Genomic DNA, 26,508 nt, shown 5'->3' with positions numbered 1-26,508 from the left:
ATCTCCAAAAATTGATAAGGAAATAAACTTCCTTATCAGTTTTTGGAGATTTTTTTATTTTGAACGCAGTGGCACAAAGTGCCACTGCGTTCATGAGGAAGTAGCGAAGCGGATTCCGAATGTCCGCTTTACGGTATAATTTAGTGAATATTATTAAATAAAATTATTTTAATCTTCTAAAAAAAGTTATAAAGATAATAAAGGATTAAAGCTGTATTAAAAAGTATTAAAATTTATGACTTGTATAAATAATTGTTTTTGAGTGACGAAAATCTAAGGGAGAAAGCTTTCTTACAACTGAAAATAGGGGAATGCAGATATTTATGAAAATCTATATTGCACAATGGATTGGCATATGACAGGAGGTAGATTTTATGAATGAAGCTATTAAACCGGGAGTAGTATTTAAACTGGGAGAAATGACTTCAGTTCAAAAGGGTAAAATTGTAAATATGCATGTTTTTGATAATGAGCATGTAGAAGTAGTTACAATGACCTTTGATGAAGGAACTGCTCTTGGAGAACATTCCTGCCCTGGAACGGGTATATTCTTTGCTTTGGAAGGTGAAGGAATAATTGGATGTGAAGGCAGAGAATTTGTTATAAAAGCCGGAGAACAATTTGTTTTTGCAAAAGGGGCTCCACATTATGTAAAAGCCAGAACAGTATTTAAGACAGCTTTTGTTCTTTTAAAATGAGGATAAATATTTTTGATTTATATGGGATTGAAATTGAATATATTGTTAGAAAATTTATATAAAAGATACCCGTTTTAAAGATATACTTTTTGTATTCTTAAGGAAAAACGGGTATCTTATTGAATCTAATAAGGAGTTTTTTCTATGTTTGCCTTTCTGTATTCACAAGGAGTCATGTCAAAGCGTTTTTTAAATAACGAGATAAAATAACTCTGGTTGGAAAAACCACAGGAAAGAGCAATGTCGGCAGTACTCATGGTGCTGCTTATAAGGAGATCTCTGCTAGCAGAAAGCCTTATATTATTTAAAAACTCTATTGGCGGTGAAAAATAATATTTGTTAAAAATCTGTGTGCATTTATTTTTGCAGACATTTCCTGCTTTTGCTATATCATCTAAATATATTTTATTTTGATAGCATCTTAAAATATAGGAATACATATTTTCAAGTATCTCAAGCTCGGAGTCTTTTTTTACTCTTTTATCCGCTTTAGGTCTGTAAATGCTGATTATTTCTGCCATAATACATTCTATAAGACCTACCAGATAAAGACTGTAGCCTTTAGGCCTTTTTTGGGTAAGGTTATATATTTTTGTCATCATTTCTTTTATAATACCGTGATTGTTATAAGAAGAATCCACGATAAGAAAAGCATAATTGGAATTCATAAGAGGCTTAATAAAATATTCTCTTAGGGCTTTATTTTCCATAAAAAGGCTGTTGTCGGTATGTATGGATAAAAAACGACAATCCTCATTATCAGAAAAAACAATTTTATGTTTTACATGGGGATGGATTATAACAATGGAGTCTTTATTAAGGGGAAAGCATTTTTTTTCAATATGTAAAAAGGCATTTCCGGAAAGTATTAGTACAAATTCGATTTCGTAATGCCAATGTAACTTATTGCTTTCTTTTTCTTTTGAGAACAGATTGATAGCCATTGGCAGATGCTTAATGTTAAAATCCACAATTTCTCTTTCATAAATGTTTAAAGTTTCGTTTTTCATAAAAAAATTTCCTTGCAAAAAAATATAATTATTATATAAATAATGGTTGATTTTAATATAATATTATGCAAATTTATTATATCATTACTTTCGACAAAAGAAAATGTTGATATAAAAATATTCTTTTGTCAGGAAGTAGTATTAATATTTATGAGACTAGTCTGTTTATATTTATTAATTATAGAAATCAGATTATTGTTTCAGCATTTGATTAGGAGGAAAAAATGAAAAATACAGATTTAAACTCAGAAGTTAAAGGTTACTGGGAAGGTGAAGCTAATACCTATGATACTGGTATACAAGCTGAACTTGAAAGTGAAAGAAAGGATAATTGGAAAAGGCTTGTTTTAGATGAAATGCCGGACAAAAAAGAACTTGAAATACTTGATGTTGGAACCGGTCCCGGCTTTTTCCCTATAATATTGGGAGAAGAAGGTCACCATGTAACTGGTATTGATATTACTAAAAATATGATTACCGTTGCAAAAAGAAATGCTGAAAAATACAATGTCACGGCAAAGCTTCTGACAATGGATTCCCAAAAGCTTGATTTTGAGGATAATACCTTTGATGCAGTTATATGCAGAAATCTTACCTGGACTTTAGATGATCCTGAAACCGCATATAAAGAGTGGAAAAGGGTTTTGAAAGAGGATGGGGTCTTATTAATTTTTGATGCTTGTTGGTACTTATATAATTATGATGATGAACTTGGAAAAATATATAGGGAAAATGAAGCAAAAATATGGGAAAAATATCATAGACGAATTCACGAACATGCTAATGCCGAAGAAGGTGTAGAACTTGGAAAAAAATTATTTATGAGTGATAAAAGACGTCCTTTATGGGATCTTAAATATCTTATGGAGATAGGATTTTCAAAAGTTTTTGCAAAACCTGATGTTTCTTTATTGGCAAGAGATGCTTTTGATCAGGAACTTAACTGGCCAACACCTGAATTCATGGTAGGTGCAGTTAAATAAAAAGAGAGGGTCAGATGATTAAATATATAGTAAAAAGAGTTTTATTTATAATTCCTGTGCTATTATCCGTTACCCTTTTAATGTTTGGTTTAAGCTCTATATCCGCAGGTGATGCTGCCAGGGTAATGGCAGAAAAGGTTTATAATCACCCTACACAAAAGCAAATTGAAGAAATAAGACATGAGAATGGATTAGATTTGCCCCTTGCCCTTCAGTATGCGAACTGGCTGAAAAAAGCTGTAAAAGGTGACTTTGGTAAGTCTTTATCCACAGGAAATCCTGCATTTTATGAATTAAAAAGACATTTTCCCGTCACTGGAAAGCTGGCATTAATGTCCATAATACTTTTGCTTATATTATCAGTACCCTTGGGTATTTTATCAGCAGTTTTTAAAAATTCCATTTTGGATAAAATAATAGAGGTTTTCTCATTTATAAGTGTGTCCATGCCTAATTTCTGGATAGGATTAATGCTTTTATATCTGTTTGGAGTAAAGTTTAAACTTATTTCTGTTATAGGAGGAACCCATGGAGATGTACCCTGGATAGCAGCTTTCGCCATGGATGTTGGATATTTTGGAATACTCATAAGACTAATAAGAACAAATTTAAGTGAAGTACTTTTAAGTGATTTTGTAAAAGCATTAAAAGCAAAGGGACTTTCATCTTTAAATATTATTTTAAAACACGGAATGAAAAATTCCATGCTTCCGGTTATGACCAGGATTGTCAGCATGATAATAGGAGTATTATGCGGTTCTGCAGTTATAGAATCTATTTTTTCTTTAAATGGAATCGGAGCCTTGGCTCTTGAGGCCGTTATAAGTAAGGACCTTCCTGTTTTACAGTGTTTTATTGTAATCTTATCGGCTTTTGTGGTAGTAATGAATCTTTTAGTGGACATTTCATATTCTGTTATTGACAGAAGAATAGAGCTTAAGTAGGTGAATAAAATGGTGAAAAAAGTAATAGATATAGAAAATGTATTTTTTTATAACAGGAAAAGTAAAGTAGAAAAATTAGAAAATAAAGTCATATCAAATTTTGGTTTAAAGAGATTTTTAGAAAAAACAAGCACAAAAGCAGGATTTTTAATAATAATTATTTTTATAACAGTAGCGTTATTTGCACCTGTACTAGCACCTCATGATCCCCTTTTGGTAGATGTAACAAACAAACTAAAAAATCCTTCCCTTAGTTATCCCTTCGGAACAGATCAGCTGGGAAGATGTGTTTTGTCAAGACTTATATGGGGAGCCAGAAATTCCCTTTTGTATAGTTTTACTGTACTATTTGCAACCTTAATGATAGGCGTACCTATAGGACTTGTATCAGGGTATCTTGGAGGTAAGGTTGACAGTGTAATAATGAGGATAATAGATATTTTTATGGCAATGCCTTCATTTATAGTGGCTCTTGCTATTGCAGGAACATTAGGTGCCAGTGGGAAAAATCTGGTATTTTCCATGTCTTTGGTTTACTGGGCAGAGTATGCAAGATTATCAAGGGCTCTTACTATGCAGATAAAAGAACAAAGTTATGTAATGGCTTTAAAAGCTGGGGGATGTAATGATTTTCAGATTTTATTTAAACATGTGTTAAGAAACATTGCTTCCTCCATAATAGCCCTGGCAACCATGGAAATAGGTTCGATTATTTTATCAATAGCTGGATTTTCCTTTATAGGCTTGGGAGTTCAGGCGCCTACACCGGAATGGGGAATTCTATTAAGTGACAGTAAGGAATATATTCAGACATTTCCAAGTCTTATGATATACCCTGGTGTGGCAATTGTTATTGTAGTAATGGCATTTAATCTTGTGGGAGGAGGTATCCAGGATGGACTCTCAGCAAAAAAAAGATAGGCCTAAAAAAATTGTGGTGAAAAACTTAAGTATAGATTTTGATTGTGAACAGGGAAAAATACATGCCGTTAAAAATGTGAGTTTTGAGATTTTAAAGGGTTCTATAACAGCACTTGTAGGAGAAAGCGGAAGTGGAAAATCCGTTACCTCCATGTCATTAATGGGACTTTTGGATTCTAATGGAAAAGTTACCGGGGGAAATGTATTCTGGGAAAAAAATGACCTTTTAAAGATGAAACCAAAAAAAAGAATGGCTTTAAACGGAAATCTTTTTGGAATGATTTTTCAAGATCCCATGACCTCTTTAGATCCCCTGTTTAGTATTGAAACACAAATGGTTGAAGGAATCAGATATCATAGCAGATGCTCAAAAAAAGAGGCATATGAAAAAGCAGTTAAAAACTTATTTGACATGGGATTTGATGAACCGGAAAAGTTAATGAAAAAAAGACCTTTTGAACTTTCCGGAGGAATGTGTCAAAGGGTAATGATAGCTATGATGATTGCCTTAGAACCTCAGTTTTTGATAGCGGATGAGCCCACAACGGCTTTGGATGTTACAGTTCAAAAGCAGATACTTAAAAAGATATATAGGATTTGCCATGAAAAAAATGTAGGAGTATTATTTATTACCCATGACTTAGGTGTTGTTGGGGAAATCGCTGACAAGGTCTATATTATGCAAAAGGGTGAGATCGTTGATAAGGGCAATGCTTTTGATATATTTGATAGACCCAACCATTCCTATACCAAAAAACTCATAGCTTCAATTATCAATTAAAAGGGTGCAGTATGAAATATTTATTAAAGACTGAAAATTTAAAAAAATACTATGGAAAAAAAGAAGTGGTTAAGGCATTAGACGATGTCAGCCTGGCCATTGAAGAGGGAAAATCCTTAGGACTTATAGGAGAAAGCGGAAGTGGAAAATCCACCCTGGGAAGAATTATTTCCTGCCTTGAAAAACCCACTTTTGGAAAAATATCTTTTATGGATCAAAGAATAGATAATCTTTCTGAAAAGCAGTTTAGATCTTTAAGAAAGGATATGCAGATTATTTTTCAAAGTAGTAAAGGGGTTTTTGACCCCACATATACCATTGGTGATTCCATAAAAGAAGTTTTAAAAAATTTTGAAAAATTATCAGAAAGAGAGTATGAGGAAAGGATAGATGAAACCCTAAAAAGTGTGGGACTTGATCCTGACTTAAAATACAGAAATGTAAATCAGCTTTCCGGAGGACAGTGTCAGCGGGCAAATATCGCCAGAGCTCTTATATTAAGACCTAAATTTGTAATATGTGATGAACCGGTTTCAAGTCTTGATTATTCTATTAGAAAGCAGATTTTAAATCTTTTAAATGAAATTAAGGAAAAATATGGTATCACCTATCTCTTAATTACGCATGATCTTTCAAATGTATCTTATGTGTGTCAGGCTGTAGCCATAATGTATAAGGGGAAAATAGTAGAATACCTTGATGACACAGAAAAAATAGGTGAAAAAGTAATTCATCCTTACTCAAAAATACTTTATGCTTCTATACCCAAGGCTAATCCCCATAATAGGAGTATTGTTTATGATAAAGACAATGAAAGAGTAAGTGAATTAAATCAAATAATAAAAGGCTGCTCTTTTTGGGACAGATGTGAAAAGTGCAGTGAAATTTGTAAGAAAAATATACCGGATTTGAAAGAAATATACCCGGGACATAAAGTGGCATGTCATTTAGTATAAAAATACGAGAAAACATGTAAAGTTTTTTGACAACAGGCTTTACAGTTAAAAATTTTTTAAACACAGGAGGAGTGAAAATATGAACTATAAAAAAACAGTGAAAAAATTTCTGGCAGCGGGACTTATAATGTCCATGCTTTTAACAGGATGTGGAGCTGGGGAAAATAAAGGGGCTTCATCTGCATCTGAGGGACAAAAAACACAAAGCACAAGCAAAGAAAGCACAAAGGAAGATACCATAACAGTTCTAACAGCATCTAACATTGATCCGGAAATCGCAGACACAATTGATACTTCTACAAATGCCTTTCAGCTTTATGAAATGGTATATGACCCATTGGTTCGTTACGGAGAAAATGGTGAAATTGAACCTGCTTTGGCTGAGTCTTATGACGTTAGCGAAGATGGAAAAGTTTATACTTTCCATTTAAGAAAAGATGTTCAATTTTCAGATGGAACAAACTTTAATGCAGACAGCGTAATTTATAATACCAACCGTTGGGATGACAAGGTAAAAGGTAATTTTTCTGCAAAACTGGAAAAAGTTGAAAAAGTGGATGATTATACAGTTTCCTTTACCTTTGACCATGCAGCTTATCCTATAATAATAGAATTTACATATCCAAGACCTTTTAGAATGTGTGCTCCAAGCAGTCTTGATAAAGATGGCAAATTTGTTTTGGGAGTAGGAACAGGTCAATGGAAAATCGAAAGTTATGAAGAAGGACAGGAGGCAGTCCTTGTAAAAAACGAATATTATTACGGAAAACAGCCATCTTATGAAAAAGTTGTTCTTAAATTTGTAGATGATGGACAATCAAGAGTAATGGCATTACAAAGTGGAGATGCGGATATCTGCCTTGCTGATGTACCTGTAGAGTCTGCCGGTGTATTAGAAGATGACACAGATGTTTCTAGTGTAAAGGATGTATCTACACTATCATTTTTCTTTGGATTAAATTATGATAACAAGATTTTTTCAGATATAAAAGTCAGACAGGCTCTTAACTATGCTACAAACAAAAAAAGCATGGTGGAAGACATAATGAATAATGATGCAACTGCAGCAACCGGTATATTTTCATCATCTGTTCCTTTCGTAACAAAAGAAAACAGTAAAGGTTATGACTATAATCTTGAAAAAGCAAAGGAATTATTAAAAGAAGCAGGATATGAGGATACAAACGGTGACGGAATTGTTGAAAAAGACGGAAAAGACCTTACTTTAAATCTTGTATTTCAGACAGAAGAATATTCAAACTGGAAAACAATCTGTGAGTTTATACAGTCAGAATATTTAAAGATTGGCGTAAATATAGAGCTTAAAGAAATGGAAACAGCAGCATATTATGATGCAATCTGGACTACAAGGGATTACGATATTATAATTTATCGTTCCTATGAAGATTCCTGGAATCCACATGGTTTTCTTTCAAGTGTATTTTATCAAAGTAAAGATCAGCCTTCCGTATTCTGGTATGACGAAAAACTCAACACAATGATTGGGGATGTAATTGCACAACCTGACATAACAAATGTTCAGGAAAAATATGATGAAATATTTAAGTATATGGATGAAAATGCATTTACAATTCCTCTTTATTATCCAAACCAGACTTACTACTATAATGCTAGATTGAGCGGTGTAGATAAAGCTGCTACAAGCTATCAGGGAATAGTCTGGGAAGATATAAGTATTAATTAATAAAAATTTTTGGAGAGAATATCAATGTACAAAGAACTTGCAAAAACCTGGACAGAAGATTCAAAAGATTATGATGACATAATAAAAAAGCAGCTTTTGGATAAGAAAAGCGTTGACTACTGGATGCGTGAATTAGAAGAAATTTGCGGAAAAGAAAAACTAAACATACTAGATGTAGGATGCGGTCCCGGATTTTTAACAATAATGTTAAATCGCCTGGGGCATAATGTAAAACCTATAGATGCAGCCATAGGAATGGTGGAAAAAGCCAATGCAAATTTTAAAGCTGAAGGAATTGATGTAACAGCAAAAGTAGAAGATGCAGTTTTACTGCCTGAGGAAGAAATTAACAGCTATGATTTGATTATTTCAAGGGATGTAGTATGGACTCTTTACGACCCGGAAGAAGCCTTTCAAAGATGGAATGATGTATTAAAAGATAATGGAAAAATAGTATATTATGACAGTATTTTTAGGGATTATAAAAAATCCTTAAGGCTTGGAATCTGGCATAAAATAAGTGTAGGGCTAATCTGGCTTACAGAACACAAAGTCTATAGACAAGACATCGACAGGCCTGTGGGAGCATTTGCCAATCTTCCATTTTTTTCGGGAGACAGGCCTGAACTTGATAAAAAAGCTATCCAAAATGCTGGTTTTAAAAGGATGAATTTTACAAAAGACCGTTTCAGAAACAGTTTAAGAAGAATGGAACGGTGGAAATATGGCTATTCGGGAGTATCTTTCAGAATTATAGCCTATAAAAATTAATAAGAATCTTAACCTCTCTATTAGGATTACTCAAAATACTCTTTAATAAGAGTTTGCTTAAAAAACTAATTTTTAAGCCCAAATTTTGTACCGCCCCAAAAAGTTAGACCAAAATTCTAACGATTAGGGGGCGGTATTTTTATGGCAAAATATTCTTTTTAACAGCTTGATTACAATGGTCAAAATTACGAGAATATGTTATTATTTAGATGTTTTTTTATTAAAAAATGATTTGTTAATCTACATTAGATTAGTATTAATAATGTTTTTAGGAGAAAGAAATGAATTTTGATAATATTATGTTCGCCCTTGAAATAATAGGAACCATAGCCTTTGCTATTTCAGGGGTAATGGTTGCAAAAGAGGGGAAAATGGATATTTTTGGCGCCATAGTTTTAGGCTGTGCAACAGCAGTAGGGGGAGGGGTTATAAGAGATTTAATATTGGGAAAAACTCCTCCGGATATGTTTAAGGATCCAATTTATGTAATAGTGGCGGTAGTGACTTGTGTAATGGATTTCATTATAGAAAAAATAAGAATAAAAAAGGGCAAAACAGATTCAGGATATAAACTTAACGAAATCAACAATACAATTTTAAATATTGCAGATTCTGTGGGACTTGCAGCTTTTGTGGTAGTGGGATGCCAGGCTGCAATCCGGGTAGGTTTTAATGACAATTATCTTTTAATAAGTTTTGTCGGTGTAGTAACAGGTATAGGTGGTGGGATTTTTAGAGATATGTTGGCAGGGCAGATGCCTTTGATAATGCGTAGGAGAATATATGCAATGGCTGCCATAGCAGGTGCCGTAATATACTGTTTTGCCACAGCGTATTTTTCAGAAATCCTATCAGCCGTAGTATCCATGGCAGTAGTAATAATTATAAGATTTTTGGCAATATATTTTAAATGGAATCTCCCGTCATTTTAAGAATTTTTATTCAATAGTAAAAAACAGCTAAAAAGGTAGGATTTTGTAAAAAAATATGACACGAAATAAATAATACCTTTTGTCAATAATTTTTTTCTTGTAAAATTATATAAAATTTTTAAAGAAAATGAAAAAAAGTCTAGCAATATTTGAAAAAAACATTTATAATGTATTCAGGACGTAAATTATATTCAGATGATGGCATGAAAGTTCATACCGTGACCCCTTAGGCGGATGTGATAATGTATCAGCTATGACACCTGCCCAAGGAGATAAACTTTTATATTTATAAGATTAAAACAGAGCAGTGGATGCTCTGTTTTTTATGCAAGAAATAAGCTATTTTTTACATAATGATAATAAATTAACAAATAAAAAACGTTAGTTGTGCATGGTTTTAAGAAAATAAGAATAAAATCACAAAATAGCAAAAGAAATAATTTATTTGCAAATTAATTCTTGAAATATTCAGTCAAAATATTATAATTAATGTATAATGATTAAAAAGACTTTTCAAAGAATGGAGGAATCTAAAAAATGAAGAAAAATCTTGGAGTATTACCTGCAGTATTTCCTATGCCTGTACTTATGATTGGAACCTATAATGAAGACGGAAGCATTGATGTAATGAATGCTGCATGGGGAATGATTTGTGGACAAAACAAAATTGCACTTTTTATTAACAAGGCCCACAGGACTACAGAAAATATCTTAAGAAACAAAGCATTCACAGTAAGTATTGCTGACAAATCTCATGAAAAAGTAGCTGATTATTTTGGAATTGCATCAGCTAAGAAGTTTGCAGACAAATTTGAGCGTTCAAACTTTAATGTAATGAGGTCGCCAATTGTAAATGCACCAATAATTGATGAATTTCCGGTATGTATGGAATGTGATTTGGCAGAAGAAGTTCAGACTGACAGTTTTTACTGCATAGTAGGAACAATCCGCAATACATCAGCTGATGAGAGAGTTCTTACAGAAGATGGAAAAATTGATACTGTTAAGGTTGAAGCTTTAGTATTTGACCCATATCAGGCAGGATACTATGAAGTAGGCGCAAAAGTTGGTCAGGCATTTAGCGATGGAAAAGAACTTTTAAAATAGTTTAATTTTAAAAATAAAATTTATGAAAGATTATTTAAGGTCTCTGAGACAATCGGAGACCTTATTTTTTGGAATATTTTGATAATTTAAAATATTTTAGTCAAAAATTTTCGTATATGCTATAATTTTATCATTGGTAAAGTTGTTAAAATTTATAGTAGAAAAGGAGAATGCGAATTATGACAAGTACAGAAATCTGTTTGCTAATCGCAATCATCGCCTACCTGGGGCTTACTGTTTTAATCGGGGTTTATTACAGTAAAAAAGGCAGTGCTTCAAGTACGGCAAACTTTTATCTGGGAGGCAGAGGGCTTCATCCTGTTGTAACAGCCATGAGTGCTGAAGCATCGGATATGAGTTCATATCTTTTAATGGGCCTTCCGGGACTGGCATACCTTTGCGGTGTGGCAGAAGTAGGCTGGACTGTTTTAGGTCTGGCAGTTGGAACATATTTAAACTTTTTATTGGTGGCAAAAAGGCTTAGAATTTATTCAGAAAAAATCGGGGCAACCACCATACCAGATTTTTTTGCCAAAAGATATGAGGATAAAAAACATACTTTATCCTTTATAGCTGCCATGGCTATTTTGATTTTTTTCATTCCTTATACTGCTTCTGGATTTAAGGCAGTGGGAACTTTGTTTAACAGTCTTTTTGGCTGGGATTATCATATGGCAATGATAGTGGGTGCCATAGTTATTATAGGTTACACTGTTTTAGGAGGATTTTTAGCAGTTTCCACCACTGATTTAATTCAATCAGTAGTTATGTCAATTGCCTTATTGATTATTATTTTATTTGGTATAGGTCAGGCAGGAGGTCTTTCATCAGTGATTGAAAATGCCGGTAATCTTCCGGGTTACTTAGACCTGACAAAGGGCTATGACATAAGTACAAATTCTGCAGGAAGTTTTGGAATATTATCTATTGTTTCAACCCTGGCATGGGGACTTGGATATTTTGGAATGCCTCATATTCTTTTAAGATTTATGGCAATTAGAAATCCTAAAGAGATTAAAGTGTCAAGGCGTATTGCAGCAGTATGGGTTGTATTATCCATGGCCATTGCGGTATTTATTGGAATTATCGGATTAAGTATTTCAATTGTAGGAAAAGTTCCTACATTTCAGACAAGTGCCGAATCAGAGACAATAATTGTTTCCATAGCCCACTTAATGAGTCAGAATGGAATATTTTTTGCAATAGTGGCAGGAGTAATTATGTCAGGGATTTTGGCGGCAACCATGTCCACAGCGGATTCACAGCTTTTGGCAGCTGCTTCAAGTATGTCAGAAGATATTTTGCATGAATTTTTTGGAATTAATCTGGATCAGAAAAAATCTATGCTTGTGGCCAGACTTACTGTAATAGCCATTGCAATAATTGGTATTTTACTTGCCTGGAACCCACAAAGCAGTGTATTCAGGGTAGTTTCCTTTGCATGGGCAGGTTTTGGAGCAGCCTTTGGCCCGGTAATGCTTTTGGCTCTTTTTTGGAAAAGAAGTAATCGTCAGGGGGCAGTTGCAGGTATGATAACCGGGGTACTTATGGTATTTGTCTGGAAATATCTTATAGCTCCAATGGGAGGTGTTTTCTCAATTTATGAACTCCTTCCTGCATTTATTATTGCACTTCTTGTTAATGTTACGGTTTCACTTTTAACCAAGGTTCCGTCAGAAAGCATAAATAGTATTTACGACGAAGTAAAAAGTGAATGTGAAAAAAAGGACGAAGATAATATTGAAAAAAAGGCTGCCTGATTAAAATATTTTAAATTAAAACACTGTTTATTTGGGATGTATATAAGAGGAGAAGAAAAAAAGCTTTTCTTCTTATACATCCCTTTTTTAAAGAAATATATATATTATTAAAAATGCAAGTACAATCAAAAAAAGAATTCATTGGAAGATAGAAAAAAGAATACTAAACTAAAGAGGCAAAAAATGAAAGAATATATAGAAAAAAATATAAGAAAAGATTATGAAAAACTCACAAAACTTTTAATTGAAAAAAACTGGACTATAACCACCATGGAAAGTGCTACTTCAGGACAGATAGCCAGCCTTATTACTGATACAAGCGGGGCATCTGCTATATTTAAGGGAGCCTTTATAACTTATTCAAATGAAGCTAAAATCTTAAATGGGGTGGATGCAAAAGTTATAGAAAAATATTCAGTATATTCAAAAGAAACAGCTATAGAAATGGCAAAGGCCTGTAAAAAAGCCTATAATTCAAAAATTGGAATTGGAGTAACAGGCACAATGGGAAATATAGATCCTGCAAATAAAGAGGCATCTATACCAGGTGAAGTGGATTTTGCATTTGATATTGATGGGAAAATTACAAATTATCATATAAGCCTTAAGCCCCAGCCTACAAGACTTTTATATAAAATGGCCGTGGCAAAAGAAGTATACGATAGCCTAATGACAGATTTAGGAAAACTTATCTAGATGATTTTTTACTTTTTTTCCCAGGTCAAAGACTGCCCAGACACCACTCATGCCCAAAGTTAAGCCAAGGGCAGTTACAAAGGCAGCTTTCCCATAATCTGATGCAAGTTTTTCATTGCTGTTTACAATGTTTATCATGCACCTGTAAAGCATGGCTCCGGGGATTAAAGGGATAACGGCAGGCAGGGAAAAAATGCTGGCAGGAGCCTTTAAAAGCCTTGCCATTATTTCTGAATAAAGAGCACATATAAGACCTGCCATTAAATTTGAAATAAACAGGGATTTTGGGGTAAAAATATTATTAAATACTGAAAAAACAAGCCAGCCGATTAAACCTCCGGCAACAGCTAAAAACATAAATTTATGTCTTATATGAAAAATCAAAGCAAAACCGGCAGTACCGATTATAGCTGTAAAGGTTTGTATAATAAGTGTTTCCATTTTAAATACTCCATTTTATAAGATTATCCCTATCAGCCAGATGGCAAAAATAAATCCTATACATAAGAAAAAGGTTTGTAATACGGCTTCCACAAGTCGCATGGAACCTGAGATGGTATCTCCAAGTAACAAATCCCTAAGGGCATTGGTAAACATAATACCGGGGATTAAAAGCATAATATCACCGATAATAATGTAATCCCTGTTGATAAAGAAAAGAAATTTTGCTAAAAAGCATATTATTATTCCTGTTATAAATGCGGATAAAAACTGATAAACCAGGGTATTCATACACAAAGGAAAAAGATAAAGGGACATTAACCAGATTAAAACCCCTATTAAACCGGCTACAAGGGCATCATAAAAAGAGCCACCAAAAAAAATGGAAAAGGCGGAGGCACCTAAAATATAGCCTATAAGAGTTTCTTTCCTACTTGCTTTCTTTTTTGATATGTCTTGTACTTTTTTATCCAACTCATCCAAAGGAATGGGATGGTAGCAAACCTCCCTGCTTAATGAGTTTAGCTTTTCCAATTTGTGAAAGTCGGTAGAAGAGCCTTCCCTAAGTCGTCTGGTCTGGGTAATATGCTCATCTCCAGGAAGTTCAATGGTGATTACAATACTGGAGGTTATTACAAAAACATTCATATTTGTAGCACCGTAGGCATAACCAATACGATTTAAAGTGTCTTCGATTCTATAAACTTCCGCACCTGCTTTAAAAAGAGCTTCTCCCATATGCAAAAGCGTCGAAACTAATTTATTTTTTGTGAAAATTTCAAAATACATATGGACTCCCTTCGAAAGTATGTCTGAATGTAGTTTTTATCCTTCTAACCTAAAGTATAATTCATAGTAAGACTTTAAACAAGCCGATAAAAAAGTCCCGGAAATAAATCCGGGACAGTTATTTCATTTTTATTTATTTAAAAAATCAACAAACCAGAGAGGAACGCTTGGAACTACATAACCTTCTTTTTCAGTTGTTTTAATCTTAATAAAAGGTCTGAATGTTTTGTATTCAAAATCTTCCTTTAACTCAAATAAAGCTTCAAAAACACTTGTCTTGCTTTCATCCTCTGTTAATGGATTTGTCTTATCAACTTTGGTGTTTTTTATAAAGTCCATCTTATCAGAATATTCTAAAGAAATCTCCTGGATAGCTTTGCCGTTATTTTCTAATGCGTAAGTTGCACTGGCAGTGGAATCTTCGGATACTTGAGAAAAAAATGCTGAGCTTGTTACTGAAAATTCATCTTCTGTGAAAGTCTCTTTTTCCTCTAAGATATAGTTATCAAAAGAATATTCCTTTTGTGAATCGCTTGTTTTAATAGTGATATCTGATATATTTGTAGGACCATCTAAATTTAAAGCCCCAACATCTGGCTGCAATTCAATGTTTATATCGTATTTATTCTTATCATTCTTTCCTACAGAAATAATAGGTTCTTTTTCTACATATAATTCCTTACTGTCACTTTTCATAGAAATAGACTTAATTGAATTATATAATGATTCTTCAACATCTTTTTCGTCTAAGTCCTCTTTACTTTCATAAGAAAAGAAGAAAAATATCCATCTGTTGTAGCCCTTTTTTTCGTTTTTACTTATAGCCATATAGGTATTACTTTGAGTAAGCTTTAAGTTTTCAAGATCAAATGCTTCTTCTTTAGTAGTTTTAGCATTTTTGTTATCACTGGACTTAGAATCACTATTTCCAGAACAGCCCACACATACCAAAATGACAACCGTTAGAAGAATAATTATTTTCTTTATCATTTTTTTTAGTTCCTTTCCTTCTAAATAAGATGTATTTTTTGTAAGCGCTTACTCTTTATAAACATTATAGAATAAGATAAATATTCTGCATAGTAAAAAAAATTTGCAGGGGGTGTAAAAAAATTTTGCACCCCCTGCAAATTTTGTCTCCTCAATTATTCATTTTTAATCTTTTCTTTCAGATAATTACCAAACTTCATACAGATATCCTTGTTATAAGCCTTATTATTCCCGATAAGAGAAATGTGCCAAGCAACCCCTTTTAATTTAATGGCTTTTAAATATTCGTATTCAGCAGGAATATCTATAGCTAGTGTACTTAAATGAATAGCATCTTCATTTGTGATTAGAAAATGATGTGCTTTAAAAATTTGTGGTTCCACGAAGGCATGGATTTTTTTGTTTAATCTTTTTAAAATATCATAAAAAGGTTTGTAAAAACAATTAATATCTCCATTAAAAATGATTGGATATTTTAATAATTTTTCAATATCTAATTCATCATAAGAAGCCAAAGGATGGGTCTTTGATAAAATTGCATAAACAGGTATCTTAAAAAAAGGAACAGACCAAAATCCCGGTATTTCATTTAAAAACATGGCAAAACCACAATCAATATCCCCGGAACTTAAATCTGTTTTTATTTTATTTTGATTATCAGTATGTTTAAGTTTAAAGGAAATATTTGTATCTTCTTTAATATAACTAAAAAACATTTTTTTTAATTCTGGAAACAAATGAAAAATAATACTGTTAATACCTAAAGATATATCTTCTGATATGTTGTTATTAATTTCATCCATAAATTTATCAAATGAATGTATTAAATCTTTGGCACCGATGTAAAATTTCTCTCCTTTTGGAGTAAGTTGAAGCGTTTTAGTGCCATCGTTATATGAAAATATGAGTTTGGTATTTAGCTTTGTTTCTATTTTATTTAAGGTATAGGAAAGGGTTTGCCTAGAGATGAATAACTTTTCAGCAGCACTTGAGAGATTTCTACAGTTTACTGCTTCAACAAAGTAGAGCAATTCTTTGTAATCAATCATATCTACCTCCCGATTTTATTTTTAGAAAAAGGAAACAATCAACTAAGTTGGAGAAATAAAACCTAAGTTTACATTATATTATGCACATCTAAGGTTTTATTTCTCCGACTTATGTAAATTTATAAATTTTTTGCTTGCTGATTATTTAGCGTGAGCCTTGTCATGTACAGACATTTTTACATGTTCCATGGATTTTGCAATGCCTACCATCATTGCAGTAAGGATAGGAACCATAATAAGTTCTTTTGGTAAACGACCGATTAAAAGTGCTGTATAAGTCTTTGTTCCATACAAAAGTGTAAGCCAATAGGAATTTATTAAAAGATTTACAACAATGGTATTTACTGCCTGAGCCAGTAAAACTCTCTTCCAGGTCAAAGCTTTCTTGTATAAAAAGATTCCAAAAATAATACCGGTTATAATACCGCTAATTGTAAAACCGGGAAAATACGGACCGGTAGGTCTTACAATAAATCCACCAATGTCTGAAAAGGCACCGATAACTGCAGCTATGCCAGGACCAAATAATGCCCCCCCGATACAAATCGGCAATGATGCAAATCGAATCTCAATAAATTGATTTATTGGCAATTTAAAAAGACCTAATAATATGCCTAATGCTAAAAGCATGGCAGCGGTTGTTAATGTGAATGTGTTTTTGAGTTTACTCATGAAATGTACCTCCTTTGAAGCCCCTAACTACAGCGGAGATGTAAATCTGCATCTATAGGTGTAGCAGCGGGATGCGATTTCGAAATCGTAGATTAACCTTTGTACCATCGACAACTCCCTGTTCAATGGGCACTTGACGCTTCGAAACCTACTCTGCTTTTTTTATTGAGTTTTTACCCTCTTTCCACCAAATATAGTACAGGAATTTTATTGTATAATCAATAGATTTTATTTTGTGAATATATAAAAAATTTATATTTTGATTAGTTAATTTTAATAAATTATTTGTGTTAAGTGACCAATTGACTGTTTAGACAATTGAAAAAAACAAGCCTTTTTTTAGAAAAAACAAAATATTTAAAGGGCAGAAGAAGCAAATGATTATTAATCAACAAGTTTTACAAAAAAATCGCTATTTTATCTTTTTTTTATGGAATATTTTCTTAAAAAATGTTATTATCAATAAAATATTACTAAAAAGACTTATACATTTTAAAGGAGGAAGTTTATATGGCTGACAATAAGTATAAGGGAACAAAAACCGAGAAAAATCTTTTAGAGGCATTTGCAGGAGAGTCTCAGGCGAGAAATAAGTACACTTATTTTGCTTCAGTAGCAAAAAAAGCAGGCTACGAGCAGATAGCAGAGCTGTTTTTAAAAACTGCTGAAAATGAAAAAGAGCATGCAAAACTTTGGTTTAAAGCTCTTGGAGGAATAGGCGATACAGTTGAAAATCTTACAGCTGCAGCAGAAGGTGAAAACCATGAGTGGACAGATATGTATGTAAGAATGGCTAAAGAAGCTGAGGAAGAAGGATTTACAGCTTTAGCAGAGCAGTTTAGAGGCGTTGCTGAGATTGAAAAGAAACACGAAGAAAGATATCGTGCACTTCTTAAAAACATTGAAACCATGGAAGTATTTAAAAAGAGTGGTGTTACTATCTGGGAATGCAGAAACTGTGGACATATTGTTGTTGGTACAGAGGCTCCAAAGGTCTGTCCAGTATGTAAACATCCACAAAGCTATTTTGAAGTAAGAGCAGAAAATTATTAATAGAAAATTATTTTTGTAAATAAAATTAAAAGCAGGTTATGATAATTGTTTCAGGATCTGCTTTTTTTATGGGACAAATAAGTGAATAAATAGATAATGTATAGTTATATTACTGTTAATTAGCTGATATTTGCTAAAATTATAAGGAAAATCTTAAAAATACCTCAAAATATTTTTACACTTGCTTAAATAAATATTTATGGTATAATTTGAGAATACCAATTAATTGTGCAAAATATAACTTTGCAAATCATTTATTATTTTAAGAAAGGAAGTTGTAAAATGAATGAAGTTATTAAGGCCATGAAAGAAAGAAGAAGTATCAGAAAATTCAAATCAGATATGGTTCCTTTAGAGGAAATAGATAAAATTATTGAGGCAGGCTTATATGCAGCTAATGGAATGGGAAAACAGGCAGTAAAAATAATTGCAGTTACAAATAAAAAAGTTCGTGACGAATTAAGTGATTTGAATCGTCAAATTGGTGGATGGAAAGCTGGATTTGACCCGTTTTATGGTGGTCCTGTAGTACTAATCGTACTAGGAAACAAGGACGTTGCTACACAAGTTTATGATGGTAGCCTTGTAATGGGAAATCTGATGTTAGCAGCAGACAGTCTTGGCATAGGAAGCATCTGGATTCACAGGGCAAAAGAAGAATTTGAACATGAATATGGAAAAAATCTTTTAAAAGATTTAGGAATAGAGGGAGAATGGGAAGGAATAGGACATTGCGTTTTAGGTTATGCTGATGGAGAAAAACCAAAAGCCCATGAAAGAAAACCGGACAGAGTGCATTATATCAAATAAATTATAATCGTAAAGCGGACATTCGGAATCCGCTTCGCTACTTCCTCATGAACGCAGTGGCACTTTGTGCCACTGCGTTCAAAATATGTTTTAGCACAACTTTTTTGATAGTGTAGTAAAAGTTAGATAATTGCATGAAAAAAAGACAGATAATTCATTTTATGTAATTAAAACACTCTTGGAATAAAAAAAATATAAAAAAATGAAAAATTGTGTTATTTGTTATTTCAAAAATCAATAAATCTTTAACATGATGATACTTTACTACTTTAATTCATCAATTTTGAAATTGTTTCTGCTTGTGTTTAGTGTTATAATGAAGCAGTTGTGTGAAAGTAGTGTTCATAAAGAAACATCAAAACATATTCTGAATGAATGCTCTACTAAAAAGGCGTCTGAACCCTTAGTTTTAAAGGATTTAAACGCCTTGAACGTATTTTGGAGGAAAAAAAATTGAGTGAAAAAAAGAGGAGTAACTTTTCAGGCAAACTGGGCTTTGTTCTGGCAGCTGCCGGTGCCTCAGTAGGTCTTGGAAACATATGGAGATTTCCATATTTGGCAGCTGAGTACGGAGGAGGTATTTTTCTTCTGGTTTACATTATCCTGGCTTTAACTTTTGGTTATACCATGATAATTTCAGAGACTGCCATTGGTCGTATGACCAAGAAAAGCCCGGTTGGTGCATTTAAGCATTTTGGAAATTCAGCAGGATTTAAATTCGGAGGCTGGATAAATGCCATTATTCCAATACTGATTGTACCTTATTACGCAGTAATCGGAGGATGGGTTATCAGATACCTGTATGAATATCTTGTAAGCGGAACTAAAAATCAGGCAACAGATGAGTTTTTTACATCATTTATTACAGACGGTGCTTCATCTGAGATATGCTTTATTGTATTTGTTTTAGCTACAGTTATTGTTATTTATATGGGTGTTCAAAACGGTATTGAAAGAGTTTCAAAAATTATGATGCCTATTCTTGTGGTTTTGGCTTTCGTAATTACTATTTATTCAATTACCCGTCCGGGAGCAATAGAAGGAGTTAAGTATATGCTTATTCCTAACTTTAAAAAGTTTTCCTGGATGACAGTTGTAAGTGCCATGGGACAGATGTTTTATTCTTTATCCATTGCCATGGGTATTCTTATTACTTTTGGTTCTTACATGAAAAAAGACAGCTCAATAGAAGAAAGTACGGAGCAGGTTGAAATATTTGATACCGGTATTGCCATTATGGCAGGTCTTATGATTATCCCGGCAGTGTTTGCTTTTTCAGGTTCTGAAGCAGGACAAAACTTAAATGCAGGCCCGTCACTTATGTTTATTACAATGCCTAAGATTTTTGATTCAATGGGTATAGGAAGAATTATAGGAATTCTCTTTTTCCTACTAGTATTATTTGCAGCTATTACATCCTCAATAGCCCTTGCAGAAAGTGCAGTTTGTACCCTGGAAGATGAGCTTAAATGGGATAGAAAAAAGGCTACTGTTCTTGCAGGTATTTTCATAATTGCCATTGGTTCACTTTCAGCTTTAGGTTATGGTCCTTTGGCAAATGTTACTATTTTTAATATGCAGTTTTTGGATTTCTTTGATTTCATTACAAATTCCGTAATGATGCCTATCGCAGCTATGGCGATATGTATTTTGGTAACAAGAGTTATCACAGTTGAAGAAATAACAAAAGAAGTTACAGTTGACGGACATAAGTTTTCCCGTAGATTTGTTTACTATTTTATGATTAAGTATCTTTGCCCGTTTTTTGTAGCAATTATTCTTATTTCAAGTGTAGCAAATGTATTAGGATTTATTTCCATGTAAAATTAAAATTTAACTAAGGCCTCTTTGTTAGATATTAACTATCTGACAAGGAGGTTTTTTTATGTGTTTTTCCTTTGCAAAAGCCAATAAAGAAGATTAAATGCCTAAAAATAAGAATCAAATAAAATTAATAAAAAGCCGAATAATATTTAAGAAAAAAATATGTAATATGCTGAAATTATTAAGCAAAAAGCTGTTTTTAGCAGGAAAAGGAAATTTATTAAGGTTATTTGTAAAGGAGAGGGGCATGAAGAAAGAAAAGATTATTATTCCTTTATTGTTGATGTTTATTTTTCTAAATGGGTTTTTTTGTAAATCTGAAGCTTATGCTCTTGATGGAGAAAAGCTTTCTTTAAAAGCCACTGGTTCAGAGTATGGTGACTTATCTTATGAAATTATATCTGACAAAGATCATAATAAAACTGTTACTATTACAGGCTGTGATAAAAATGCTAAATCCGTTGTTATTCCGGAAAAAATCGAAAACTATACCGTTACAAAAATAGCATCAGGGGCTTTTTTATCATGTAGTAAAGTAATCTCCATAAAAATACCTGAAAGTGTAAAAGAAATAGGAAGCAAGTCCTTTTCTAACTGTACAAGTCTTGAAGAAATCAATATTCCCACTGAAGTAAAAGATTTACAAAGTGGAGCCTTTTCAGGATGCAGTTTACTTAAAAACATTAAATTGCCGGAAGATCTAAAAACTGTAGGTGCTATGGCTTTTTATGAATGTAAAAGTCTTGAATCCATAATTATTCCGGAATATGTAACATGGATTGGTGATTCGGCATTTGCAGGTTGTGAAAGTTTAAAAAGTGTAACACTTTCAAAAAGGCTAGACACTCTGGGAGAATATGTTTTTGAAAGATGCATAAATCTTTTGGATATTAATGTAGATGAAAAAAATCCTAAATATCTAAGTATTGAAGGGGTTTTATACAGTAAAAATAAAGATACTCTTTATAAAGTACCTGCGGCTAAAGAAGGAGAGTTTGAAGTAAATGAGGATGTCAAAAATGTAGAACCCTATGCTTTTTATGGCTGTACAAAACTTACAAATATTATTCTTACACCTAAAATTGAAAATATAGGTTTAAGTGCTTTTTATGGTTGCGCCAGCCTTGATACCGTTTCCATTCCCTCATCTGTAAAATCTATTGGAGAAAATGCTTTTTTTAACTGCTCAAATCTTTCGGAAATTATTGTTAATGAAGGAAATGAAAATTATACTTCAGCTGAAGGTGTGCTTTTTAACAAAGATGCAACGACACTTATTATTTGTCCTCCTGTAAAAAGTGGTGCTTATACCGTTCCGGAAACTGTTGAAAATATTTCAAAGAATGCTTTTAATGGCTCTAAACTTAGTGAAGTTATAATTTTAGAAGGAGTAAAAAATATTTCTAACAGCGCTTTTATTAATTGTTCTAATCTTAATAAAATATCTGTTAGTGCTGAAAACACAGCATATTGTTCAGAGTCAGGTGTGCTTTATGATAAAGATAAGAGTACCCTTATTAAAATACCGGAAAAAAAGACAGGAGGATTTACAATCCCTTCAAGTGTTGTAAAAATTGAAGCAAATACTTATTCCGGTTGCAATATTACCTCTATTGCAATATCTGCGAGAGTAACTGAAATTGAAAGCGGTGCTTTTGATAACTGTAAAAATCTGCTCTCTATCAATGTTGATAACAATAATCCGGCCTATAGCAGTTTAGAGGGAGTATTGTTTGATAAATTAAAAACCACACTTGTAAAATACCCGGAAGGAAAGGCAGGAGCTTATATTGTTCCTTCTTCAGTTAAATCAATAGCTGATGCATATATGATTGGTGGAACTGCTATAACCAAACTTACTATTCCGGCATCTGTTAAAGAAATCAAAAAAAGTGGACTGGTTATTGATAATGCCAAAAATATGGAAATTATTGTAGTGCATGGTTCTAAAGGTGAAGAATTTTGTAGAAATAATGGTTTAAACTATAAAGTCTATGGAGAAGTAGATCCAGGAGAAGAGAGCGAAGATCCTGTTCTTGTTTTGGCTGATAAAGTTGCTCCTTATACAGGAAGTCCTATTGAAATAGACCCTATCTGGGCATCAGGGGTTTCAAATATTACTTATAAATATTACACTGACAGTAATTGCCATATTCTTACTTCAAGTGAATCAGGTGCAGCAGGGGATGGAGAAGCACCTGTAAATATCGGGGAATACTATGTTGTTGCCAGCGGAGAATTTACCAATGCCAGTGGAAATAAGGAAAGTCTGGCCTCAAATATTGCAAAACTTACCATAGAAAAAGGGGACACCATCGTAAGTTTAAGTGATTTTGTAACAGGCTATACCGGTGAAGCTGTGGAAATGACAGGGGCAGTGGTTAAAGGAAGCAGCGGTGCAATCAGCTATAAATATTTTTCAGACAGTCTTTGTAAAAAAGAAATATCAGCTCCTGTAGAAATGGGAACCTATTATGTAAAAGCCTATGTAGAAGAAGATGAAAACTATAAGGCTGGTGAGTCAAATACGGCAAGACTTATTATAGATAAATACGCCACAAAAATAACCCTAAATGATAAGACTGAAACTTATACAGGAAGCGAACTTTCTATTGACCCTGCAGTGGTGGAAGGAAGCAGTGGAGCTGTAAGTTATATTTATTATATGGATAATAAATGCAGCCAAAAAACTACAACGCAAAAAACGGGTACTTCTAAGGAGGGAGGAGCTCCCGTAAAACCCGGAGTTTATTATGTAAAAGCTTTTGTGGAAGAAGATGAAACCTATAGAAATGCAGAGTCAAATATTGCAGTTTTAACCATTGAAAAGCTGGAAAGTACTGTCACTATAGAAGATAAGACCCTTACCTATGACGGAAATCCTGCAATAATTGATGAGGCGGTAGTTACGGGAAGTACCGGCAGTGTTTCTTATGAATATTATAATGATGAAGAATGTCTTATTAAAACAAATGAAAAAGACAATGGTTCGAAAACCCCGGGGGCTGCTCCGGTATATGGGGGAACCTATTATGTAAAGGCCTTTGTAGAAGAAGATGAACTTTATAAAAGTGCCCAGTCAAATGTTGCAGTTTTAACTGTGGAAAGACTTGAAAGTACCATTACCATTGAAGATAAAACCGTAATATATAACAAAAATCATGTCACGATGGACAATGCAGTAGTTACCGGAAGTACAGGAAGCATAAGATATGAATATTATAAAGACCAAGAGCTTAAGGAAAAAACAAATCCTCTTAGAGACGGCTCTAAAGATATGGGAACTGCTCCTTCATATGGCGGAACCTATTATGTAAAGGCATATGTAGAGGCAGATCATTGTTACAAAGAAGCTGAGTCAAATATTGCCCTATTACAGGTTGATAAAGCAGAGACTATTATTACTTTTTATGATATGACAACTGTTTACACAGGAAGCAGTGTTGTATGCCAAAAACCTGTAGTGGATGGAAGTACCGGAAGAATCAGCTATTATTTTTACTTGGATGAAGAATGCAAAAATGAGATTGCACCCCCTATAAATGCCGGAGTTTATTACGTAAAAGCTTTTGTGGAGGCGGATCAAAATTACAATGAAAAATTATCTGACAAAGCAACCGTAACCATTGAAAAGTCCAAGTGCAGAGTAACATTAAGGGATAAAAGAGCGATTTATACGGGAGAAATTATAAATATAAATGACCCAGAGATAATTGGAAGTTATGGTAATCTTCGTTTTGAATATTATTGTGACAAAGATTTGAAAATTAAGACAACTCCTGATAATAATAAATCTGCAAGTGAAGGCGGTGCACCTGTTAATGCCGGAGAGTATTATGTAAAAGCTTTTGTAGATGAAGATGATAATTATAAAGCTTCAGAGTCTAATGTTGCAGTATTGCTAATAGAAAAAGCTAATACAAAGATTACATTAAATGATACAATGGTATTATATACAGGAGGAGCCATTACTTTAGATGCTGCCATAGTGGAAGGAAGCAGTGGCAAGGTTACATATAAGTTTTATAAAGATGAAAAGGGAGAGAATGAATTAAGTCAAGTTGTAGAGACAGGAAATTATTATGTACAGGCCTTTGTAGAAGAAGATGAAAACTATAAGGCGGCCTCTTCTAAAATCGTAAAATTGATAGTCTCTAACAAAATCACTACAATTACTTTAAATGCAGATGCTAAATTGTCAAAATATTATGATAAAGAACCCTTGGAACTTTCTAAAGATAGCATTACAATTATAGGAAGTGTTACAGAGCCTGATTTTAAATATTTTAAGGATGAAAAATGTAAAATTCCTACAGATACTGAAAGTGGATCTTTAGTTACAGGAACAGCGCCCGTAAATGCAGGTAAATACTATGTAAAAGTATATGTAGATACTGATATGGAATTTGTGGGAGCTGAGTCCGAGCCTATAGAAATAAATATTTATAAAGCAGCCTCCAGTATAGAAATAAAAGACGATGTCAAAAGGGAGAGAAATTTTGACGGTGTGGGATTTTATTTATCAAAGTCAGAGTTTGATATAAAAGGAAGTAGTGGAAATGTTACCTTTACTTATTATAAGGATGAAAAAGGCATTAATCTTACCTCTAAATCTGACGGAGCAAGAAGTGACGGAGAATTTCCGGTTAATGTGGGAACTTATTATGTAAAGGCTTTTTTGGAAGAGGATAATAATTATGAAGCAGCCACTTCAAAAATAATTGAGATACAGATTGTTAATCCTGACAGGAAAAAAACTACAATCAGCCTTTCTGATAAAACTGTATTTTATACAGGAAAACCTGTAAGTATAGGAAAGGCTAGTGTTAAGGGCTCTACAGGTGAAGTTACTTATACCTATTACACGGATAAAGCCTGTAAAAAACTAACAACAAGTCAAAATTCAGATTCAATTACAAAAGGAAGTGCCCCAGCAAAGGTTGGAATATATTATGTAAAGGCAACAGTAGCAGCAGATAACAATTATCTGTCAGCCCAGTCAAATATTGCCAGACTTACAATCAAATCAGTGGGAACAAAGGCTTCAAGTATCACTTTGAAAGCAAAAACCACAGCTTTTACCGGAAAAAATATCCAGGTGGATAAGGCTGTAGTTAAGGGAAGTAAGGGAAAAGTTACCTATACCTACTTTACAGATAAAAACTGTAAGAAAAAGACTGCAAAATCCACACATGGAGCAACAAGTGCCGGTGGGGCACCAAAATATACAGGAACATATTATGTAAAGGCAAGTCTGGCGCAAAAAGATGAATATAAAGCTGCTACCTCAAATGTGGTAAAACTGGTAATAACAAAGGCTAAGCAGGTATTTTCCAAAGTTACTGCGAAAAAAGAGGTGAAATTAAGAAGTCTTAAAAAAGCTTCTGTCAGCTTTAAAATATCTGCAACTGTTAAAGAAAAGGCAAAAATCACCTTTAAAAAGGTAAGCGGAGACAGCAAAATAACCTTATCTTCTGCCGGTAAGGTTACCGTAAAAAAAGGCCTTAAAAAGGGAACTTATAAGATTAAAATTAAAATAAGTTCAAAGGCTACCAAAGATTATAAAGAAGGCAGTATCACAAAAACTGTTAGTATAAGTGTGAAATAAACAGTAAA

At 33.1% G+C, this 26,508-nt stretch carries 22 protein-coding genes and 1 riboswitch; of the genes, 16 read left to right on the top strand and 6 right to left on the bottom strand.

Annotated elements, in window-relative coordinates; genetic code table 11:
• The first annotated feature begins 374 nt into the window (after positions 1 to 374).
• Positions 375 to 698, top strand: coding sequence for a cupin domain-containing protein (locus BM153_RS03880; RefSeq protein WP_092870962.1), 324 nt, complete (start codon positions 375 to 377; stop codon positions 696 to 698).
• A 125-nt stretch (positions 699 to 823) separates the two neighbouring features.
• On the opposite strand, the gene BM153_RS03875 is transcribed toward BM153_RS03880, so the two are convergent.
• Positions 824 to 1,708 carry an AraC family transcriptional regulator gene (locus tag BM153_RS03875; protein WP_092870960.1) on the bottom strand — a complete coding sequence of 295 codons (885 nt, stop codon included), beginning with the start codon at positions 1,706 to 1,708 and terminating at the stop codon, positions 824 to 826.
• Between the two features lie 224 nt (positions 1,709 to 1,932).
• Here BM153_RS03875 and BM153_RS03870 point away from each other — a divergent pair, with 224 nt between their 5' ends.
• From BM153_RS03870 to BM153_RS03820, 11 genes are all read left to right on the top strand, one after another.
• Positions 1,933 to 2,691: a class I SAM-dependent methyltransferase gene (locus BM153_RS03870; protein WP_092870958.1), complete on the top strand. Its 759-nt coding sequence runs from the start codon at positions 1,933 to 1,935 to the stop codon at positions 2,689 to 2,691.
• 14 nt (positions 2,692 to 2,705) lie between these two features.
• Positions 2,706 to 3,635, top strand: a complete 930-nt coding sequence (locus BM153_RS03865) for an ABC transporter permease (RefSeq protein ID WP_092870956.1) — start codon at positions 2,706 to 2,708, stop codon at positions 3,633 to 3,635.
• Between the two features lie 9 nt (positions 3,636 to 3,644).
• A complete protein-coding gene (gene nikC, locus BM153_RS03860) occupies positions 3,645 to 4,556 on the top strand; it encodes a nickel transporter permease (protein ID WP_092870953.1) in 912 nt (303 codons plus the stop codon).
• Positions 4,531 to 5,337, top strand: a complete 807-nt coding sequence (locus BM153_RS03855; RefSeq protein ID WP_092870951.1) for an ABC transporter ATP-binding protein — start codon at positions 4,531 to 4,533, stop codon at positions 5,335 to 5,337. The genes nikC and BM153_RS03855 overlap by 26 nt, the downstream gene beginning before the upstream one ends.
• A gap of 11 nt (positions 5,338 to 5,348) precedes the next feature.
• Complete coding sequence (locus tag BM153_RS03850) at positions 5,349 to 6,293, top strand: oligopeptide/dipeptide ABC transporter ATP-binding protein (RefSeq protein WP_092870949.1); 945 nt, start codon at positions 5,349 to 5,351, stop codon at positions 6,291 to 6,293.
• Positions 6,294 to 6,372: 79 nt separating this feature from the next.
• Positions 6,373 to 7,998 carry an ABC transporter substrate-binding protein gene (locus BM153_RS03845; protein ID WP_092870947.1) on the top strand — a complete coding sequence of 542 codons (1,626 nt, stop codon included), beginning with the start codon at positions 6,373 to 6,375 and terminating at the stop codon, positions 7,996 to 7,998.
• 24 nt (positions 7,999 to 8,022) lie between these two features.
• A complete protein-coding gene (locus BM153_RS03840) occupies positions 8,023 to 8,769 on the top strand; it encodes a class I SAM-dependent methyltransferase (RefSeq protein WP_092870944.1) in 747 nt (248 codons plus the stop codon).
• Positions 8,770 to 9,050: 281 nt separating this feature from the next.
• Complete coding sequence (locus tag BM153_RS03835; protein WP_092870942.1) at positions 9,051 to 9,701, top strand: trimeric intracellular cation channel family protein; 651 nt, start codon at positions 9,051 to 9,053, stop codon at positions 9,699 to 9,701.
• Positions 9,702 to 10,238: 537 nt separating this feature from the next.
• Complete coding sequence (locus tag BM153_RS03830) at positions 10,239 to 10,808, top strand: flavin reductase family protein (protein ID WP_092870940.1); 570 nt, start codon at positions 10,239 to 10,241, stop codon at positions 10,806 to 10,808.
• Positions 10,809 to 10,987: 179 nt separating this feature from the next.
• Positions 10,988 to 12,568, top strand: a complete 1,581-nt coding sequence (locus tag BM153_RS03825) for a sodium/proline symporter (protein WP_092870938.1) — start codon at positions 10,988 to 10,990, stop codon at positions 12,566 to 12,568.
• Between the two features lie 183 nt (positions 12,569 to 12,751).
• On the top strand, positions 12,752 to 13,264 hold the full coding sequence (locus tag BM153_RS03820; RefSeq protein WP_092870936.1) for a CinA family protein: 513 nt from the start codon (positions 12,752 to 12,754) through the stop codon (positions 13,262 to 13,264).
• On the opposite strand, the gene BM153_RS03815 is transcribed toward BM153_RS03820, so the two are convergent.
• From BM153_RS03815 to BM153_RS03795, 5 genes are all read right to left on the bottom strand, one after another.
• Complete coding sequence (locus BM153_RS03815; protein ID WP_092870934.1) at positions 13,247 to 13,705, bottom strand: threonine/serine exporter family protein; 459 nt, start codon at positions 13,703 to 13,705, stop codon at positions 13,247 to 13,249. The genes BM153_RS03820 and BM153_RS03815 overlap by 18 nt on opposite strands.
• Positions 13,706 to 13,720: 15 nt before the next feature.
• Positions 13,721 to 14,494: a threonine/serine exporter family protein gene (locus tag BM153_RS03810; RefSeq protein ID WP_092870932.1), complete on the bottom strand. Its 774-nt coding sequence runs from the start codon at positions 14,492 to 14,494 to the stop codon at positions 13,721 to 13,723.
• 129 nt (positions 14,495 to 14,623) lie between these two features.
• On the bottom strand, positions 14,624 to 15,484 hold the full coding sequence (locus BM153_RS03805; RefSeq protein WP_092870930.1) for a hypothetical protein: 861 nt from the start codon (positions 15,482 to 15,484) through the stop codon (positions 14,624 to 14,626).
• Between the two features lie 155 nt (positions 15,485 to 15,639).
• The gene (locus BM153_RS03800; protein ID WP_092870928.1) at positions 15,640 to 16,533 is read right to left on the bottom strand and encodes a LysR family transcriptional regulator; all 894 of its coding nucleotides are present in this window, start codon (positions 16,531 to 16,533) and stop codon (positions 15,640 to 15,642) included.
• A 141-nt stretch (positions 16,534 to 16,674) separates the two neighbouring features.
• Positions 16,675 to 17,205 carry a folate family ECF transporter S component gene (locus BM153_RS03795; RefSeq protein WP_092870926.1) on the bottom strand — a complete coding sequence of 177 codons (531 nt, stop codon included), beginning with the start codon at positions 17,203 to 17,205 and terminating at the stop codon, positions 16,675 to 16,677.
• Between the two features lie 62 nt (positions 17,206 to 17,267).
• Positions 17,268 to 17,363, bottom strand: a riboswitch (THF riboswitch).
• A gap of 352 nt (positions 17,364 to 17,715) precedes the next feature.
• Between BM153_RS03795 and rbr the strand changes: the two genes are divergently transcribed.
• From rbr to BM153_RS03775, 4 genes are all read left to right on the top strand, one after another.
• A complete protein-coding gene (gene rbr, locus BM153_RS03790; RefSeq protein WP_092870924.1) occupies positions 17,716 to 18,258 on the top strand; it encodes a rubrerythrin in 543 nt (180 codons plus the stop codon).
• A gap of 282 nt (positions 18,259 to 18,540) precedes the next feature.
• Positions 18,541 to 19,068 carry a nitroreductase gene (locus BM153_RS03785; RefSeq protein ID WP_092870922.1) on the top strand — a complete coding sequence of 176 codons (528 nt, stop codon included), beginning with the start codon at positions 18,541 to 18,543 and terminating at the stop codon, positions 19,066 to 19,068.
• A 438-nt stretch (positions 19,069 to 19,506) separates the two neighbouring features.
• On the top strand, positions 19,507 to 20,892 hold the full coding sequence (locus tag BM153_RS03780; protein WP_334293884.1) for a sodium-dependent transporter: 1,386 nt from the start codon (positions 19,507 to 19,509) through the stop codon (positions 20,890 to 20,892).
• 247 nt (positions 20,893 to 21,139) lie between these two features.
• The gene (locus tag BM153_RS03775; RefSeq protein ID WP_177205567.1) at positions 21,140 to 26,500 is read left to right on the top strand and encodes a leucine-rich repeat domain-containing protein; all 5,361 of its coding nucleotides are present in this window, start codon (positions 21,140 to 21,142) and stop codon (positions 26,498 to 26,500) included.
• Positions 26,501 to 26,508: the final 8 nt, after the last annotated feature.

The sequence above is a fragment of the Acetitomaculum ruminis DSM 5522 genome (assembly GCF_900112085.1).
GTDB classification, from domain to species: Bacteria; Bacillota; Clostridia; order Lachnospirales; family Lachnospiraceae; genus Acetitomaculum; species Acetitomaculum ruminis.
The sequence above is the reverse complement of the archived record's forward strand: the minus strand, read 5'-3'. Positions and strand labels throughout refer to the sequence as shown.

Excerpts from the sequence above, each read along its gene's own strand:
- BM153_RS03825 (WP_092870938.1), top strand. The coding sequence starts at position 10,988 with ATGACAAGTACAGAAATCTGTTTGCTAATCGCAATCATCGCCTACCTG.
- BM153_RS03785 (WP_092870922.1), top strand. The coding sequence starts at position 18,541 with ATGAATGAAGTTATTAAGGCCATGAAAGAAAGAAGAAGTATCAGAAAA.
- BM153_RS03820 (WP_092870936.1), top strand. The coding sequence starts at position 12,752 with ATGAAAGAATATATAGAAAAAAATATAAGAAAAGATTATGAAAAACTC.
- BM153_RS03835 (WP_092870942.1), top strand. The coding sequence starts at position 9,051 with ATGAATTTTGATAATATTATGTTCGCCCTTGAAATAATAGGAACCATA.
- BM153_RS03800 (WP_092870928.1), bottom strand. The coding sequence starts at position 16,533 with ATGATTGATTACAAAGAATTGCTCTACTTTGTTGAAGCAGTAAACTGT.
- rbr (WP_092870924.1), top strand. The coding sequence starts at position 17,716 with ATGGCTGACAATAAGTATAAGGGAACAAAAACCGAGAAAAATCTTTTA.
- nikC (WP_092870953.1), top strand. The coding sequence starts at position 3,645 with ATGGTGAAAAAAGTAATAGATATAGAAAATGTATTTTTTTATAACAGG.
- BM153_RS03880 (WP_092870962.1), top strand. The coding sequence starts at position 375 with ATGAATGAAGCTATTAAACCGGGAGTAGTATTTAAACTGGGAGAAATG.
- BM153_RS03855 (WP_092870951.1), top strand. The coding sequence starts at position 4,531 with ATGGACTCTCAGCAAAAAAAAGATAGGCCTAAAAAAATTGTGGTGAAA.
- BM153_RS03840 (WP_092870944.1), top strand. The coding sequence starts at position 8,023 with ATGTACAAAGAACTTGCAAAAACCTGGACAGAAGATTCAAAAGATTAT.
- BM153_RS03865 (WP_092870956.1), top strand. The coding sequence starts at position 2,706 with ATGATTAAATATATAGTAAAAAGAGTTTTATTTATAATTCCTGTGCTA.
- BM153_RS03875 (WP_092870960.1), bottom strand. The coding sequence starts at position 1,708 with ATGAAAAACGAAACTTTAAACATTTATGAAAGAGAAATTGTGGATTTT.
- BM153_RS03795 (WP_092870926.1), bottom strand. The coding sequence starts at position 17,205 with ATGAGTAAACTCAAAAACACATTCACATTAACAACCGCTGCCATGCTT.
- BM153_RS03870 (WP_092870958.1), top strand. The coding sequence starts at position 1,933 with ATGAAAAATACAGATTTAAACTCAGAAGTTAAAGGTTACTGGGAAGGT.
- BM153_RS03815 (WP_092870934.1), bottom strand. The coding sequence starts at position 13,705 with ATGGAAACACTTATTATACAAACCTTTACAGCTATAATCGGTACTGCC.
- BM153_RS03830 (WP_092870940.1), top strand. The coding sequence starts at position 10,239 with ATGAAGAAAAATCTTGGAGTATTACCTGCAGTATTTCCTATGCCTGTA.
- BM153_RS03775 (WP_177205567.1), top strand. The coding sequence starts at position 21,140 with ATGAAGAAAGAAAAGATTATTATTCCTTTATTGTTGATGTTTATTTTT.
- BM153_RS03845 (WP_092870947.1), top strand. The coding sequence starts at position 6,373 with ATGAACTATAAAAAAACAGTGAAAAAATTTCTGGCAGCGGGACTTATA.
- BM153_RS03810 (WP_092870932.1), bottom strand. The coding sequence starts at position 14,494 with ATGTATTTTGAAATTTTCACAAAAAATAAATTAGTTTCGACGCTTTTG.
- BM153_RS03805 (WP_092870930.1), bottom strand. The coding sequence starts at position 15,484 with ATGATAAAGAAAATAATTATTCTTCTAACGGTTGTCATTTTGGTATGT.
- BM153_RS03850 (WP_092870949.1), top strand. The coding sequence starts at position 5,349 with ATGAAATATTTATTAAAGACTGAAAATTTAAAAAAATACTATGGAAAA.